This window comes from Agromyces sp. NPDC058104 (genome assembly GCF_042884835.1).
In the GTDB taxonomy this organism is placed as follows: Bacteria; Actinomycetota; Actinomycetes; order Actinomycetales; family Microbacteriaceae; genus Agromyces.
On sequence record NZ_JBHVTD010000001.1, the window covers coordinates 865,427 to 881,105 of the forward strand.

The 15,679-nt window shown below is 67.1% G+C and carries 14 protein-coding genes; 8 read left to right on the forward strand and 6 right to left on the reverse strand.

The window, feature by feature from the left end:
* Nucleotides 1-71 precede the first annotated feature (71 nt).
* Together ACFVTH_RS04150 and ACFVTH_RS04155 are read left to right on the forward strand one after the other, a co-directional pair.
* The gene (locus tag ACFVTH_RS04150) at nucleotides 72-341 is read left to right on the forward strand and encodes a DUF1876 domain-containing protein (protein WP_386939361.1); all 270 of its coding nucleotides are present in this window, start codon (nucleotides 72-74) and stop codon (nucleotides 339-341) included.
* A gap of 77 nt (nucleotides 342-418) precedes the next feature.
* Complete coding sequence (locus tag ACFVTH_RS04155) at nucleotides 419-1,216, forward strand: hypothetical protein (RefSeq protein ID WP_387087011.1); 798 nt, start codon at nucleotides 419-421, stop codon at nucleotides 1,214-1,216.
* Nucleotides 1,217-1,253: 37 nt separating this feature from the next.
* Here ACFVTH_RS04155 and ACFVTH_RS04160 read toward each other — a convergent pair whose 3' ends face one another.
* The 4 genes from ACFVTH_RS04160 to ACFVTH_RS04175 all read right to left on the reverse strand — a co-directional run bounded on the left by ACFVTH_RS04160 (nucleotide 1,254) and on the right by ACFVTH_RS04175 (nucleotide 4,510).
* Nucleotides 1,254-1,451, reverse strand: coding sequence for a PLDc N-terminal domain-containing protein (locus ACFVTH_RS04160; protein ID WP_387087013.1), 198 nt, complete (start codon nucleotides 1,449-1,451; stop codon nucleotides 1,254-1,256).
* A 516-nt stretch (nucleotides 1,452-1,967) separates the two neighbouring features.
* The gene (locus ACFVTH_RS04165; protein WP_387087015.1) at nucleotides 1,968-2,453 is read right to left on the reverse strand and encodes a peptidoglycan-binding protein; all 486 of its coding nucleotides are present in this window, start codon (nucleotides 2,451-2,453) and stop codon (nucleotides 1,968-1,970) included.
* Between the two features lie 147 nt (nucleotides 2,454-2,600).
* Nucleotides 2,601-3,191, reverse strand: coding sequence for a DNA-binding response regulator (locus tag ACFVTH_RS04170; protein ID WP_387088707.1), 591 nt, complete (start codon nucleotides 3,189-3,191; stop codon nucleotides 2,601-2,603).
* A gap of 53 nt (nucleotides 3,192-3,244) precedes the next feature.
* Nucleotides 3,245-4,510 carry a sensor histidine kinase gene (locus ACFVTH_RS04175; protein ID WP_387087017.1) on the reverse strand — a complete coding sequence of 422 codons (1,266 nt, stop codon included), beginning with the start codon at nucleotides 4,508-4,510 and terminating at the stop codon, nucleotides 3,245-3,247.
* 174 nt (nucleotides 4,511-4,684) lie between these two features.
* Here ACFVTH_RS04175 and ACFVTH_RS04180 point away from each other — a divergent pair, with 174 nt between their 5' ends.
* The 5 genes from ACFVTH_RS04180 (at nucleotide 4,685) to ACFVTH_RS04200 (ending at nucleotide 12,448) form a co-directional block, all read left to right on the forward strand.
* On the forward strand, nucleotides 4,685-5,197 hold the full coding sequence (locus ACFVTH_RS04180) for a hypothetical protein (protein WP_387088710.1): 513 nt from the start codon (nucleotides 4,685-4,687) through the stop codon (nucleotides 5,195-5,197).
* A 176-nt stretch (nucleotides 5,198-5,373) separates the two neighbouring features.
* Entirely contained in the window at nucleotides 5,374-6,831 is a 1,458-nt protein-coding gene (locus ACFVTH_RS04185; RefSeq protein ID WP_387087019.1) for an N-6 DNA methylase, read from the forward strand.
* Complete coding sequence (locus ACFVTH_RS04190) at nucleotides 6,828-8,009, forward strand: restriction endonuclease subunit S (protein WP_387087021.1); 1,182 nt, start codon at nucleotides 6,828-6,830, stop codon at nucleotides 8,007-8,009. The genes ACFVTH_RS04185 and ACFVTH_RS04190 overlap by 4 nt, the downstream gene beginning before the upstream one ends.
* Nucleotides 8,010-8,014: 5 nt before the next feature.
* Nucleotides 8,015-9,088: a hypothetical protein gene (locus ACFVTH_RS04195; RefSeq protein WP_387088713.1), complete on the forward strand. Its 1,074-nt coding sequence runs from the start codon at nucleotides 8,015-8,017 to the stop codon at nucleotides 9,086-9,088.
* Between the two features lie 9 nt (nucleotides 9,089-9,097).
* Entirely contained in the window at nucleotides 9,098-12,448 is a 3,351-nt protein-coding gene (locus tag ACFVTH_RS04200) for a DEAD/DEAH box helicase family protein (RefSeq protein ID WP_387087023.1), read from the forward strand.
* A 268-nt stretch (nucleotides 12,449-12,716) separates the two neighbouring features.
* Here the strand turns inward: ACFVTH_RS04200 and ACFVTH_RS04205 are convergent, their stop codons facing one another.
* The gene (locus ACFVTH_RS04205) at nucleotides 12,717-14,024 is read right to left on the reverse strand and encodes an FAD-binding oxidoreductase (protein ID WP_387087025.1); all 1,308 of its coding nucleotides are present in this window, start codon (nucleotides 14,022-14,024) and stop codon (nucleotides 12,717-12,719) included.
* Nucleotides 14,025-14,442: 418 nt separating this feature from the next.
* Here ACFVTH_RS04205 and ACFVTH_RS04210 point away from each other — a divergent pair, with 418 nt between their 5' ends.
* Nucleotides 14,443-14,622: a hypothetical protein gene (locus ACFVTH_RS04210; RefSeq protein ID WP_387087027.1), complete on the forward strand. Its 180-nt coding sequence runs from the start codon at nucleotides 14,443-14,445 to the stop codon at nucleotides 14,620-14,622.
* 24 nt (nucleotides 14,623-14,646) lie between these two features.
* On the opposite strand, the gene ACFVTH_RS04215 is transcribed toward ACFVTH_RS04210, so the two are convergent.
* Nucleotides 14,647-15,567, reverse strand: coding sequence for a DMT family transporter (locus tag ACFVTH_RS04215; RefSeq protein WP_387087029.1), 921 nt, complete (start codon nucleotides 15,565-15,567; stop codon nucleotides 14,647-14,649).
* Nucleotides 15,568-15,679: the final 112 nt, after the last annotated feature.

Here is a 15,679-nt window from a genome sequence, read left to right on the forward strand (position 1 = left end):
GACATCCCTCGCCGCGCGGGCGGCAGCTCGGTACCCTGAAGGTGGAACCGGACCGGAAGGTGGTGAGTTCCATGGATGCGTCGAAGCAGTGGAGCATCACCGTCGACATCGACGAAGAAGAGAACAGCACGATGGCGGAGGCCACGGTGCGCACGCCCACGGGGTGGGAGGTGACCGGCATCGGCAAGGCCGACCGTAATCCGCTCGATCCGAACGTGCCGGCGATTGGCGACGAGCTCGCGGTCTCCCGCGCGCTGCGCGATCTCGCCGAGCGGCTGCTGCACGTGACCGAGAAGGACATCTCGGGCGTCACCGGGCAGCCGTCGCACGTGCATCGCTGAGGTGCGCCGCCCTGGGTGCTGCTGCCTCCGGCAGCACCCTCTGGCCGCGCTCGGCCGTACGCGCTAGCCTCGCGCCCATGACCTGGATGCACGGAATCACCTCCGCCGGCGTGCCCTACACCGCCCGTGCCGCGACCCGGGCCGACGCACCGATTGTCGTCGGCTGGCACCTGCTCGACCCGCCCTCGACACCTGCCGGCATGGCCGCGGCGCTGCCCCTCGACGGGCTCGACGCGCACGTGATCTACCTCGGCCTGCCGCTCAGCGGCGAGCGCGCGCCCCACCCCGACTTCGAGTCGCTGCTCACGAGCGGCATCGACATGGTCACCGACTACTTCGGCCCGATGCACGAGCAGGCGCTCGCCGAGCTTCCGTCGGCGCTCGCCGAGCTGCGGGGCGCGCTCGGCGCCTCGGATGACTCGGCGCTCGCCGTGCTCGGCGGTTCGGCCGGGGCATCCGTCGCCGCCGAGGTGTTCGCGACCCACGGTCGTTCGCACGGCATCGACGCCTGCGTGCTGCTCAACCCGATGCTGCAGCTGCGGCCGATGATCGACGCGATGGCCGAGTTCCTGCCGTCGCCCTACGAGTGGAGCCCGGCGGCCGATGCGGTCGCCGCGCGCATGGACTTCGTCGCCCGCGCGCCCGAGCTCGCGCACGACCACCTGCTGATCGTCGAGGGATCCGACGACGAGCCCCACTTCGTCGCCGCGGTGCGCGAGCTCGAGCGCCTCGGCATCGGCGAGGTGCGCTTCGTCGACGGCGTCGCCCACCCGCTCGCGGCGTGGCCCGAAGACGCGGAGACCGAACGCACCGAGGGCGCGAAGAGCTACGACCGCATCGCGGCCGAGTGGATCGCGGAGGCGACGGTGGCCTGAGGCGACCGGCCGCCGGCCCGGCTGACGGGCGCCTCGGTCAGTCGAGCGGCGCGACCACCGTGGCGGGGCGCCCGGCGATCCACCAGGCGATCGCACCGATGATCGGCACGAGCATCACGTTCAGCATCCACAGCGCCTTCGCGGTGTCCTCCATCCGGGTTCGGGCGAGCTGCGACGCGACGACGAGGACGACGATCAGCTGGATGAGTCCGAGCGCCAGGAGGAAGTAGGGCATGGCCGAACTGTCGGGCAGCCCCCGGATGCTGGGCCAGACGCAACATGCCCGCATCCTCGGGTGCCGGGCGGCTGCGCCCGTGCCCGCCGCCGGCTTCGTCGGCTCCACAGGCGTTCGGGCGGGGATGTCCCTTCGCAGCGCGTGTGGTCATGTGGTCATGTGGTCGCGGGCGGTGTGGTCATGTGGTCATGTGGTCGCGGGCGGTGTGGTCATGTGGTCGTGTGGTCGGCCGCGCCAGGGCGAGACCAGGACCGGGACGGGCACCGAGACCGCGACCCACTCCCGCTGCCGGCGCCGGCGACGCAGTGGGTGCGGCCGATCGATCGTCTGCCGGATTCGACACCGTCGACGATGCACGAGGCCCCGGGCCGCAGGTCATGCACCTGCTCCCGGGGCCTCGCTCGGTCGTCGCCGACGGCGGTTGCCGCCCGGCGCCCGCGCCGCCCTTCGGGTCTGGCGCCGAGCCTTCGGAGACGACGGGCGTCGACGGGCGTCGACGACGAACGTCGCGGACGACTAGTACTTGGAGATCACCTTGATGCCGGCCGGGCCGACGGGCACGTCGACGTAGCATCCGGCGTCGTAGGCGGCGTTCCACGCCGACTTCTGCAGCGAGTGCGCGGTCGAGAGAGCGAACGAACGGGTGCCCGCGTAGCGGCAGAGCTGGTACCAGGTGTTGCGACCGACGATGCCGTCGGACGTGAGGCCGACGTAGCTCTGGAAGCGGCGCACGTTCGTGCTCGTGTTGGCGCCGAAGCTGTTGTCGACGGCGAGCTGGTAGCCGCCGTAGACCGAGCCGCGCGAGTAGGCGATGCCGTTCAGCATGCGCTGGATGTATCCGACGCAGGTCGCGTACCCGCCCGAGGAGTACTGGTAGGCGGTGCAGCCCTTGCCGGTCGACCCGGTGTTGGCGCTGGCGGCGGTGGCCGGCGCGACGGCGCATCCCACGGCGATCGCGAGCGCGAGCGCTCCCCCGGCAAGTCGGCTCTTGAGTGTCTTCAACGCACGCTCCCTCTCATGTTCGCTCGGCACGCCTCGGCGGCCGGTCGCCCAGCGCGGCTGCTGGGCGCGGTCAGCGTATCCAGCGGCGCGAGACCCCGGGAATGGGCAGGACTCCCCACCCGCGGCGGGCGCTCGAGCGGGCTGCGCTCAGATCCACCCCTGCTGCCATGCCGTCTCGGCGGCCTCGTGGCGCGAGCTGGCATCGAGCTTCGTCATCGCCGACGAGAGGTAGTTGCGCACGGTGCCCTGCGCGAGGTGCAGGCGCTCGGCGATCTGCTGCACGCTCATGGTCGAGCGGCTGAAGCGCAGCGCGTCGAGCTCGCGGTCGGTGAGCGGGCAGCGCTCGGCGGTGAGGGCGGCGGCGGCGATCTCGGGGTCGATGTAGCGCCGCCCGCCGGCGACGTCGCGGATGACGTGCGCGAGCTCCTCGGCCGGCGTCGACTTCGGCACGAATCCCGACACCTTCGTCGCGAGCGCCCGCCGCAGCACGCCCGGGCGCGCGTGCCGGGTGACGATGACGACGCGCGTCGAGACCTGCGCGAGGATGCGCGCCGCCGCCTCGAGGCCGTCGGCCTCGGGCATCTCGAGATCGAGCAGGCACACGTCGGGACGCGCCGCGATCGCCTGCTCGACGGCGGCGACGCCGTTGTCAGCGCTCGCCACGACCTCGATGTCGGGCTCGAGGTTCAGCAGGGCGACGAGCGCCCCGCGAATCAGGTGCTCGTCATCGGCGATCATGAGCCGGATGCCACGCGCCGCATCGCTCTCGACCGCACCGACCGCTGCCCCGTTCACGCCGCGACCCCCGCTCGCACGGGCACGGTGGCTCGGAGCTCGAAGGTGCCGGCCGAGGCATCCTCGTCGTGTTCGAGCGTGCCGCCGACGGCGGCGAGCCGATCGCGCAGGCCCGCGAGTCCCGAGCCCGGCGTGCGCGCCGCGGTGGTGCGAGCGGTGGCCGGCGCCGAGGCATCCGTCGTCGTGATGCCGTCGTTCGCAATGCGCAGCTCGCAGCGCTCGCCCGTCGTGGCGAGCGCGATGGTGACGCTCGTCGCCTCGCTGTGGCGCAGGATGTTCGTCGTCGCCTCGCGCACGACCGAGGCGAGCGCGCTCTGCGCGGCGGCATCCGCCGGAAGCGGGCCGAGCCGCAGCTCGCACGCGGCACCCGAGGCGGTGAGCACCTCGCGGGCGTTCTCGAGCTCGTCGTCGAAGGCGACCTGGCGGTAGCCGGCGACGAGCGAGCGGGTCGCTTCGAGGGCCTCCTTCGCGATCATGCGGGTCTCGTGCACGAGCTCGCGCGCGGCCGCAGGGTCGCGCTCGAGCAGGCGCTCGGCGAGCTCGGACTTCAGCGAGATGACCTGCAGGTGGTGCCCCTGGATGTCGTGCAGGTCGGAGGCGAAGCGCAGCCGCTCCTGCGTGACGGCGAGCTCGGCGGCCGTGCGCCGGTTGCGGTCGAGCTGCACGACGACCTCCCACCACCAGAGGCTCGTGAGCAGCATGATCGGCAGCATCAGGGCGAAGAGGCCGATCATGAAGGTGTTCGAGCTCTGCGGCCCGTCGGGTGCGCCGTGCAGGGCGGTGAAGATCGCGACGTGCGCGACGGTCAGGATGAGGGCGGCGAGCAGCACGAGTCGCCGCGGCGTCTTCGGCAGCAGGGCGGCGACGAGGGATGCCGCGGCCCAGAGTGACACGGCCGCGGTGAGCGCCTCGCCGGGGGCCGCGAGGCCGAGGAGCCAGACGAGTGCGGCGGGGGCGATGAGCGCCGCCGTCATGCCGGCGTGGGGCAGCCCGCCCCCGCGCCCGACGCGCAGGAACCAGCAGTACCGCAGCTGCGTCGCTGTGGCGACGAGCTGCAGCACGAGCACTGCGATCGCGAGCACTCGGTCGGTCGAGTAGGGAGCGCCAGCGACCGTATCGAGACCACCCCCGCCCGCGCTCATCACCGTCTCCACCATCGCCAACACCACGATCAGATCGAAGAACCCGAAGAAGAACACGATCGACGCGAGCGTGTACAGCCAGGTCGTGTGCACACTCCGGGCGGCTGGTTCGGCAGGCATGGGGCCGAGCCTATGCCAGTGACATTTGTCACGCCGGGCGCGTGCGCTTTCGCACGGGAACGCGTGACGCGACGGCACTGCCGAGGAGAGGACGGTTGTCGGAGGCTTGAAGCATCAGCTCGCCGCTCCTCGTGCGGCTCGGGCTTCTCGCTTCACCTTCTGAAAGGACTCATCATGATCGATGCACTCCAGGACTTCGCCAGCTCGCTCCCCGGCGTCATGCAGTGGCTCGGGGTGATGCTCATCTCGGCCATCCCGTTCGTCGACTCGTACTTCGGATCGGTCGTCGGCGTGCTGATCGGCCTGCCACCGGCGGTCGCGATCGGGGTCGCCGTGATCGGCAACGTGATCTCGATGCTCGGGTTCGTGTTCGCCGCGAGCGGGGTGCGGACGAAGGTGGTCGCGGGGAGGGCGGCTGCGGCTGGTGCCGGAGCATCAGCCGATTCGCTCTCGTCTGACCGCTCGTCGTCTCGCAACGAGAAGGTGCGCCAAGCCTTCGACAAGTACGGCGTCGCCGGCGTGAGTCTGCTCGGCCCCTTCGTGCTGCCCAGCCAGTTCACCTCGGCGGCGATGGTCTCGTTCGGGGCGAACCGTAACGCAGTGATCGCGTGGCAGATCGTGTCGATCGTGATCTGGGGTGTGGTGGCCGGGGTTGCTGCTTCGCTGGGTGTGGCGTTGGCGCGGTGACGACTCCGTCGGCGGCCCGAGCCCGAAAGCCGCCCGCACCGAGCCAAGGAAAGGAGCGCTGCTCAGCGCCAATGTCGTTGGTCGCCCGCATACTGTTCTGCTGCCCGGACACGCCGCGCCGCAGAGAGACGCTCATGACTCAGTCCGCGCCTTCGAGCCAAACTAGAGTTGCTCGTGTGATCACCGGGGAACTGAAGAGCAAAATCGACCGCGTCTGGGACGCCTTCTGGTCGGGCGGCATCAGCAACCCGCTAGAGGTGATTGAGCAGATCACGTACCTCCTGTTCATCCGTCGCCTCGACGACATTCAGACGCTCGCTGAGAAGAAGGCACGTGTCACCGGTACGGGCGTCAAGGACCCAGTGTTTCTCCCCGAACAAGACGGGCTGCGATGGAGTCGGCTGAAGGCCCTTGGGTCTCCCGAGCTGATGTACCAAGCATTTGGCGACAGAGTCTTCCCGTTCCTGCGCAGCATGGGCGACGGCACGACGTACAGCGAGCATATGAAGGATGCCCGCTTCACGATCCAGAAGCCGGCGTTGCTCTCAAAGGTCGTCGACATGCTCGACGGCATCCCGATGGCCGATCGCGACACCAACGGCGACCTTTACGAGTACCTGCTATCCAAGATCGCCTCCGCCGGCGTCAATGGACAGTTCCGCACCCCGCGCCACATCATCGACCTGATGGTGCAAATGACCGCGCCGGCGCCGACCGACGAGATCTGCGATCCGGCCTGCGGCACCGCCGGGTTCCTCGTCGCGGCGAGCGAGTACGTCCGCGACGCCCACGGCGATGCGCTGCTCGACGAGGAACAGCGACGTCACTTCCACCACTCAATGTTCCACGGCTACGACTTCGATTCGACGATGCTCCGCATCGGCAGCATGAACATGCTCATGCACGGCATCGAGTCGCCCGACATTCGTTACCGCGACTCGCTCTCCGAAGGCGCCGCTGCGGATGCCGAGAAGTACACGCTCATTCTCGCCAACCCGCCGTTTGCCGGATCACTTGATTACGAGTCGACCGCGAAAGACCTGCAGCGCACGGTCAAGACCAAGAAGACCGAGCTGCTCTTCATCGCCCTGTTCCTGAAGCTACTCAAGCCCGGCGGACGTGCAGCCGTCATCGTGCCCGACGGCGTGCTGTTCGGGTCGAGCACCGCACACAAGGCGCTACGGAAGGCTCTCGTCGAAGACCAGAAGCTGGATGCCGTCGTGAAGCTCCCCTCCGGAGTCTTCCGCCCCTACGCCGGCGTCTCGACAGCGATCCTCTTCTTCACGAAGACGAACTCGGGTGGCACCGAGGACGTGTGGTTCTACGACGTGCGCGCGGATGGATATTCGCTCGACGACAAGCGCAACCCCGTCGAGGCAAACGACCTGCCCGACGTGCTTGCCCGATGGCAGACGGTGGATTCCGAGAAGATTCGCGCTCGCACGGATCAGTCGTTCCTAGTGCCGAAGGCCGAGATCGTCGCGCAGGGGTATGACCTCTCACTCAACCGCTACAAGGAGATCGTCCACGACGAGATCGAGCACCGCGCCCCGCTCGATATTATCGCCGACATCGAAAAGTTGGATGCCGAGATCGCGGCCGACCTCGCCGAGCTGAAAGCGATGCTCGCGTGAGGACTGTTGCCCTTGGCGAGATCGTGGATTTCTACAGTGGTGGGACGCCAGCGAAGTCGAACCCGGAGTACTGGCGGGGTAATGTGCCGTGGTTCAGCGCTAAGGATCTGAAGCGCCCACGTCTATCCGACTCGGCCGACCACATTTCAAGCGATGTCTTCAGGGCGACATCGCTGCGCATGTTGCCGGCGGGCACCATCGCGATGGTCGTTCGCGGCATGATCTTGGCCCACACCGTGCCGATCTCGATCCTCGATGTTGACGCCGCGATCAATCAGGACCTGAAGGCGCTGCTACCCAAGCGTGAGATCGATTCTTCGTTCCTTGCCGCGATGCTCCGCGCGCAGCACGCGAACATCCTCTCACTGGTGGGAACAGCAGCTCACGGCACTCGCAAGCTAGATACCCGGGTGCTTGAGGAGATTCGCGTGCCCCTTCCCTCGGTGGAAGAGCAGCAAAGGATCGCCGCCATCCTCGACCGAGCTGATGCGATCCGTGCAAAGCGTCGGCGAATGCTCGCCTACCTCGACTCGCTGGCGCAGGGTCTGCTCCTTGACATGTTCGGTCATGTGACGGCGACGCGCCCGCTTTCGAGCCTCGTCGAAGAGTTCAGGTATGGCACGTCGAACAAGTCTGGCCCAATGGGGCTGCCTACGTTGCGGATTCCCAACATCGTCGGTGGAGGCATCGACCACGCTGAAATCAAGACCGTCGTGGTGAACGAATCGGAACTTGACCGGCTAGCCCTGCGCGACGGGGACCTCCTGTTCGTCCGGACCAATGGGAACCCGGACAACATAGGCCGATGTGCGGTGTTTACCGAGTCAGCCGTCGCTGATGCGGGGTTCACCGACTCGCAGTGGATCTTCGCTTCCTACCTCATCCGGGCGCGTCTCCGCGAACCTGATGCAGCTCCGTTCCTCGCGACGTATCTTGCAACACCAGGTGGCCGCAAGCACCTCCGCGATCGCGCGAAGACTTCCGCTGGTCAATACAACGTCAACATCGAGAGCATCGGCTCTGTGCCGGTCCCTGACGTCAGCCACGCCGGACACATCACCTTCACCTCGCGTCTTCGACTAATTGAGGACCAGCGAGCGAAGGTTCATTCGGCTCTCGTCGCCGACGACGAACTCTTCGCGTCGCTCCAATCCCGCGCGTTCCGAGGGGAGCTGTGACGCCGATGCCCGTCGAGATGAGGATGTGGCGGATAGACGGCCAGATACCCAAGCCACTGTCCCCTGCTGCCCTCCCTACCGAAAGCGAGCTGCATCAGTTCCTGAGGAAGGACCCTTCGCTGCTCGGCATCCCGCTGCTGGTGATCGGGAGCGAGGTGCCGACGCCGTACGGCAAGCGTCTGGATCTGCTCGCGGCTGATGAAGACGGCAACCTCCATGTGTTGGAACTCAAGCGCGACAAGACGCCCCGCGAAGTCATCGCGCAGGTACTCGACTATGGCTCGTGGGTGTCGACGCTCTCGCGCGACGACGTGATCGACATCGCCGAGAAGTACCTAAATCAGCCGTTCGAGACGGCGTTCGAGGCAGTCTTCGGATCCGCGCCTCCCGATGAACTGAACGCCGAGCTGCAACTCACCGTGGTTGCCTCAGCGCTGGACGCCAGCTCCGAACGCATCGTCACCTATTTGCGCACCTTCGGTGTGCCGATCAACGCGGTCTTCTTTACCTACATCGAAGACGACGACCGGCGGTATCTGGCGCGGTCGTGGCTCGCGGCGTCCGTCGATGCACCCGCGGCGAAGACGACAAAGTCGACATCGAAGCGCGCTCCGTGGAACGGGGTCGACTGGTATGTCTCGTTCGGAGGCGATCGACCCTGGGAAGATGCGCGCCGCTTCGGGTTTGTCTCGGCTGGCGGGGGCAAGTTCTACTCGCAGACGATCAGGTCGCTCCCGGTCGGGGCGCGTATCTGGGTCAACGTCCCAGGTACCGGCTTCGTTGGCGTCGGCACAGTTCTCGCACTGGCCCAACGCTTCGAAGGCGCGAGCGTGAAGGTCGACGGCGACTTCGTCCCCCTCGCTTCACAGCCGCTCACAGGTGCATACGCGCACCAAGGCGATGAGATCGACGAGAACGCGGAATGGGTCGTTTCGGTCGAGTGGCTCGCGACCGTGCCCGAGAAGGATGCCTACTGGGTGAAGGGCATGTTCGCGAGCCAGCACAGCGCGTGCAAGCTCCGGCAGGAGTTCACCCTGGATCGCCTTGCCGAGCACTTCAACATCCACGACGACGAGTGATGTAGCGAAATGGGGAACTTCGACTTCGTACGCGTGGCGCTGCCACCGTTGCACGGCGATTGCGCTCGTGCGGAGTCGTACCTCTCATCCGACCCGCGATCTGCCTGCTTCTACAGTCGCCGCGTCGTCGAACTCCTCGTGAACTACCTCTACGACGTGCTGTCGCTGCGTGAGCCGTACCGCGACGACCTGGCGGCGAAGATCAGTGACGCGGCGTTCAAGACGCGGGTGCCGCCGACGATCACGCAGAAGCTGACGGCAATTCGTCGCATCGCAAACACGGCCGTGCACGACAACCGCCAGATCGGCAGGGACGTGTCGCTCGCGGTTCTGCGCGAACTGTTCAATGTCGTCGTGTGGGTGTCCTACCACCACTCGCCGCGACCCGACATCGTGCCGCTTCAGGCGCGGTTCGACCCGACGCTGGCCGCAAGTGCCGCACCGCTGTCTCGCGAGGAGGTCGCCCGACTCGCTGAGAAGTTCCGTCAGCAGGACGAGGCGCACGCGCGGGCGCTCGCCGAGCGAGACGACCGGCTCGCCGCGCACGAGGCCGAGATCGCTGAGCTGAAAGCGCAGATCGTGGCCGCCCAGGCAACCGTCGCGCCCGACACACGTGACTACGACGAGGCCGCGGCGCGCGACCTATTCATCGACGTACTGCTGCACGAGGCCGGGTGGCCGCTCGACCTGGCTCGTGATCGCGAGTACGGAGTCAACGGTATGCCCACCGCGGAGGGCCGCGGGTTCGTCGACTACGTGCTCTGGGGTGCGGACGGACTGCCGCTCGCGGTCGTTGAAGCGAAGCGCACGGCGAAGTCGCCGGAAGTCGGTCAGCAACAGGCGAAGCTCTACGCCGACTGTCTGGAGCGGGAGTTCGGGCGCCGCCCGGTGATCTTCTACACGAACGGCTACGTTCACCGCGTTTGGGACGATGCCGGTGGGTATCCACCGCGCGAGGTCCAGGGCTTCTACACGCGCGACGAGCTGGAGCTGCTCATGCAGCGCCGTCACACGAAGCAGCCGCTGTCCACCCAGCCGGTGAACACCGATACTGCCGGGCGCCCGTATCAGGTGCGTGCTATCAAGGCGGTCGGCGACGCGTTCGACCACAAACAGCGTGAAGCACTGCTGGTGATGGCGACGGGCTCGGGCAAGACGCGGACGACGATCGCGCTGGTCGACCTTCTGCAGAAAGCGAACTGGGTGAAGCGGGTGCTGTTCCTCGCCGACCGGACCGCGCTCGTGAAGCAAGCGGCGAACGCGTTCACGACGCACTTGCCGGGATCGACCACCGTCAACCTCGTCACCGAGAAGGCCATCGACGGGCGGGTCTATGTGTCGACCTACCCCACGATGATGAACCTCATCAATGTGGTCAACGACGACCTCCGCCGGTTCGGGCCCGGCTACTTTGACCTCATCGTGATCGACGAGGCACACCGTTCCATCTACGCCAAGTACGGTGCGATCTTCGACTACTTCGACGCGATGCTCGTCGGCCTCACCGCGACCCCCAAGGATGAGGTCGACCACAACACCTACCGGCTGTTCCACCTCGAAGACGGCGTCCCCACCGACAACTACTCACTCGACGAGGCCGTCACCGAGGGATACCTTGTGCCTCCGCGCGGGGTGAGCTTCGAGGGCGGGTTCCTGCGCTCGGGCATCCGCTACGACGATCTCAGCGAAGACGAGAAGGAACAGTGGGACTCACTGGACTGGGGAGACGATGGTCCGCCCGATGAGGTCGGTGCCGAAGAGATCAACCGGTTCCTGTTCAACGAAGACACCGTCGACAAGGTCCTTGAGACCCTGATGTTGCGCGGGTACAAGGTGGCCGGCGGCGACCGGATCGGCAAGACGATCATCTTCGCGAAGAACCAGAAGCACGCCGAGTTCATCGAGCAGCGCTTCAACATCGCCTACCCCGAGTATGCAGGCCACTTCGCCCGCGTCATCACCCACGGCACGCCCTACGCGCAGTCCCTCATCGACGACTTCTCGATCGCCGACAAGGCACCGCACATCGCGATCAGCGTCGACATGCTCGACACTGGCATCGACGTGCCCGAGGTCGTGAACCTCGTGTTCTTCAAGATGGTGCGCTCGAAGTCCAAGTTCTGGCAGATGATCGGCCGTGGCACCCGCCTGCGCCCCGACCTGTTCGGACCCGGTGAAGACAAGAAGGACTTCCTCGTCTTCGACTTCTGCGGCAACCTCGAGTACTTCAGCGAGGATCTCCCAGGCTCGCAGGGACAGCTCCAGAAGTCGCTCTCGCAGCGACTGTTCGAAGCCCGCCTCGGACTCGTGACCGCGCTCGGCGATACCCAGCCCGAGCTGCGCTCGTCGACGGCATCCGCCCTGCACACGATCGTCGCGGGAATGAGTCTCGATAACTTCGTGGTGCGTCCCCATCGGGCTGCCGTCGAAGAGTTCGCTCAGGCGGATGCTTGGCGCCAACTCACGCCCACGAAGGCCGAACGGTTGCTGCGCGTCTCCAGCCTGCCCTCCTCGGTGCGCGACGACGACGAAGACGCGAAACGGTTCGACCTGTTGATCCTTCGACGCCAGCTGGCGCAGCTCGATGGCGACGCGGTTCTCGCCGAGCGCATCCGCGAGACGGTACAGCAGATCGCGACCGCCCTGCTCGGCAAGACAGCGATCCCGTCGGTGGCGGAGCAGGCGGTGCTGCTGGAGTCCGTAGCCGGTGATGAGTGGTGGATCGACGTGACGCTGCCGATGCTCGAACTCGCACGGCGACGGATCCGGAGCCTGGTGCGGTTCATCGAGAAGACGCACCGCAGCCCCGTCTACACCGACTTCGAGGACCTCCTGGGCGACGGCGTCGAGATCGACCTCCCGCGCGCCACGCCGGGCACGGACTTCGAACGCTTCCGGTCCAAGGTGGAGACATACCTTCGCCAGCACCTCGACAACCTGGCGCTGCAGCGACTCAGGCGAAACAAACAGCTCACTCCGGGCGATCTCATCGAACTAGAAGACATGCTCGTGGAGGCTGGCGCCGGCCCTGTCGACATCGTATGGGCGAACGACCGCGTCGGGGGCCTCGGGATCTTCGTCCGCGGCCTCGTAGGTCTCGATCGGTCAGCCGCCGCAGAGGCGTTCGAAAGCTACCTCGACGAGACCAAATTCACTGTCGATCAGATTCGCTTCGTGACCCTCATCGTGGACGAACTCACGCGCAACGGTGTCATGGACCCGGGGCGCTTGTTCGAGCCCCCGTACACCGACCATGCACCGACGGGGCCCGACTTCATCTTCCCAGAGGCCGACGTCGACCTCATCGTCGAAACTCTACGCAGCATTAACGAGACAGCGATTCCCGCCGAAGTCGCTTGACGCTCGCAAACTCTGAGTCCGGGTGAGGCGAGACGACGTCTTTCTGTCAGCGCATCTCGGCGGATGCTCCCGGTTCGTGCTTCATACCCGATACGAGACTGGCTCGACGTTGGAGCAGATGATCGACCGTGATCACCGCGCCCGCGAGCGGCGATGCGAGTTGCTCACAAGCGGGACGATGGCGAGCCTCAACCTTGAGGAAGAGCTTCGCTCTGCAGCGCACCACCGTTCGCAGACACCGGCCGTTCTTGCGTCGCTTCGCTCCTCCTCAACCCGCTGAGGCCGACGGCTCGATGTTCTGGTTCAGGTGGAAGGCGTTCGTCGGGTCGTATTCATCCTTCGCGGCGCTCAGCCGCGCGAGGGGCTCGGGTGCGTACGCACGTCGCACGCCCGCTGAGCCTTCGTCACTGAGCGCGTTGACGTACGCGCCACTCGCGAAGGGCTCCATCGCAGCGGCGTACCGGCGCGCCCCCACGACCCGCGCCTCATCGTCGGCAGGGTCAATCCACTTCGACGCACAGACGAACTCGAATGCCGTGTCGCGCCGCGAGAAGGCAGTCTCGCCAGGCGCCACATCGGCGATCGCGCCGCCATAGGCCTGCAGGCTCACGTTCGGCAGGTCGTCGCCATCCCGCGCGAGCACCGCGTCGAGGACGTCGTCGCTCAGTTCGCTGAAGTAGTGCCCCTTCCAGTAGCGGCGCCACTCGTGCGCCTCGACGTCGTCTTCGCGGGTCTGCAGCTCGAGGTACGTCATCGGCACGATCACCCGCTCGAAGCCGGCGTCGACCTCGGCGAGACTCGTCGCGAGCGCGGCCGCCGCGGCCTCGCCGTCGACCGGGTCGCCGACCCAGACGAAGCCGAGCGACAGCGTTCCGTCTGAGATCGTCGCGTTGTAGGTCGCGCGACGATCGGCATCGGCGCTTTCGTCGCGCCAGCGACGCATGGCCGCGGCGCCGGATGCCACGGGGTAGAGGTACTCGACCGAGAGCACGTCTCCGGGTTCGGGGTGCAGCACCAGCTCGAACTCGGTCACGACGCCGAAGTTGCCGCCGCCACCGCGCAGCGCCCAGAACAGGTCGGGGTGATGGTCGCGGTCGACGCGCAGAATCTCGCCGTCGGCGACCACGAGCTCGAACGAGACGACGTTGTCGCACGTGAGTCCGTGCTGCCGGGCGAGCCAGCCCATGCCGCCGCCGAGCGCGAGCCCGCCGATGCCGGTGTGCGACACGTTGCCGGCCGTCGTCGCGAGGCCGTGGGCCTGGGCCGCACGGTCGAGTGCGCCGAGCAGCGCACCGCCCTGCACGCGAGCGCGGTGAGCCGAGGCATCCACCTCGACCGAACCCATCTGTCGCAGGTCGATCATCAGCCCGCCGTCGGGCACGGCGTGGCCGACGATGCTGTGCCCGCCACAGCGCACGCCGATCTCGAGGTCGTTCGCGCGCGCGAAGCGGATCGCCTCGGCGACGTCCTCGGCGCTCGAACAGGCGGCGATGTACCGGGGTCTGCGGTCGATCATCGCGTTCCACACGCGCCGCGCGTCGTCGTAGCCGTCGTCACCCGGTTCGAGCATCTGCATGAGCACTCCCCTGCTTGTCTCCGGGCCGAGGATGCCGCGGACAGGCGCCGGCGTCAAGAGTCGCCCGCACTTGAAGATCCGCCACTACCGGCAGTCCTTAAGGCCTCCGATGCCGCAGAACCTGCGATCGCGTTTCTCGGTTGGGTCTAGCGACGGGCGCGGTGCATGCATTTGGATGATGGGCAGCGGGCGACACGTCGCCCAAGATTCGTGAACGACGACGACGCGAGGAGGTGGCGCAATGGGGCACTGGTGGTGGCGTTGATCAAGAGAAACGGAACTCCTCGAGCGATCTGACTCGAGGATGATCTGTTTCCACCGACACGAGGGTAGGGCGGAGCATCCGCCCTACCCTCTCTCGTTCTCACCTGGTGACTCGAGGCCGGCCGTCGACTACGGTGGGCCGCAGGAGGTCACCATGTCATTCGATACGAACGTCGACCCGGGGTCTGAGACCGACCTCGCCATTCACCGGGCGCTCGAGGCCGCGAGCCTGCGCGCCGGAGACTCCCTCGGCAGCACGACCGCCTCAATCATCGAGTGGGAGCCGTCGGCCGCCGAAGCCGGCGATCTCGGCGACGCCGCCGACGGCGACTAGCGGGGCGCGGCACGGTCAAGCGAGCTACTCGCGTGACGGCGCGGTGGTCTCGATTCGCTCCTGCGTCGCTTCTCGATCACCCTGGGTGGGGTGCTTCTTCGTCACCAGGTACGACCCGGCCAGCACGAGCACGAAGCCGACGATCGTCCACACGGTCACCCGCTCGCCCAGCACGACGACGCCGGCGATGATCGCGACGGCCGGGTTCACGTACGTGATCGTGGTCGCCTTGACCGGGCCGATCTCGGCGATGAGGCTCACCATGAGCAGGAACGCGAGCGCGCTGCAGACCACCGCGAGCACGATCACTGAGACGATGACGGGCGGAGACGGCCAGGCTGTGGGAAGGCCCTCGGCCAGCAGCACGAACGGCAGGTAGGCGATCGCGGCGCCCGCGAGCGAGACGGCGACGATGCCGATTCCGGGCAGGTCGGGCATCCAGCGGGCGAGGATGGCCGGGCCGAGCGCGTAGCCGACGACGACCACGGCCATCTGGGCGACGGCGAAGAGGTCGGAGCCCGCGACATCCAAGCCGACGAGCGCGGCGACGCCGAGCATGCCGAGCGCGATGCCGATCCAGTTCGTGCCCGAGAGGCGCTCGGGCCGGCCCATGAGGAACGCGATGGCGACACCCGCGAGCGGCACCGCCGCGAGCAGCAGCCCGGCGGTCGAGCTCGGCAGCGTCTGCTCGGCCGAGCTCAGGAAGTACCACGGCAGCACGATCTCGACGAGGGTGTAGGCGAGCATCGGCTTCCAGCGGCGCAGCACCGGGCCGACCTCGTGCCGGAAGATCGCGAGCGGCAGCAGCAGGATCGCCGCGAGCCCCGAGCGCGCGAGCACCACCATGCCGGGCTCGAGCTCCGACACGGCGACCTTGATGAAGAGATATGGGATGCCCCACGCGATTCCGAGCGCGATGAAGAGGAGCAGTCCGCGGCGAGTCACTCGAGTATTCTGCCGCCGGCTCCCGACATCGCAGCCATGCTCGACGGTCGAAATGGCGCGAGATCGCGCCAACCTCGCTCAGCGTTTCACACGCGAATGGGGGCTCACGCCG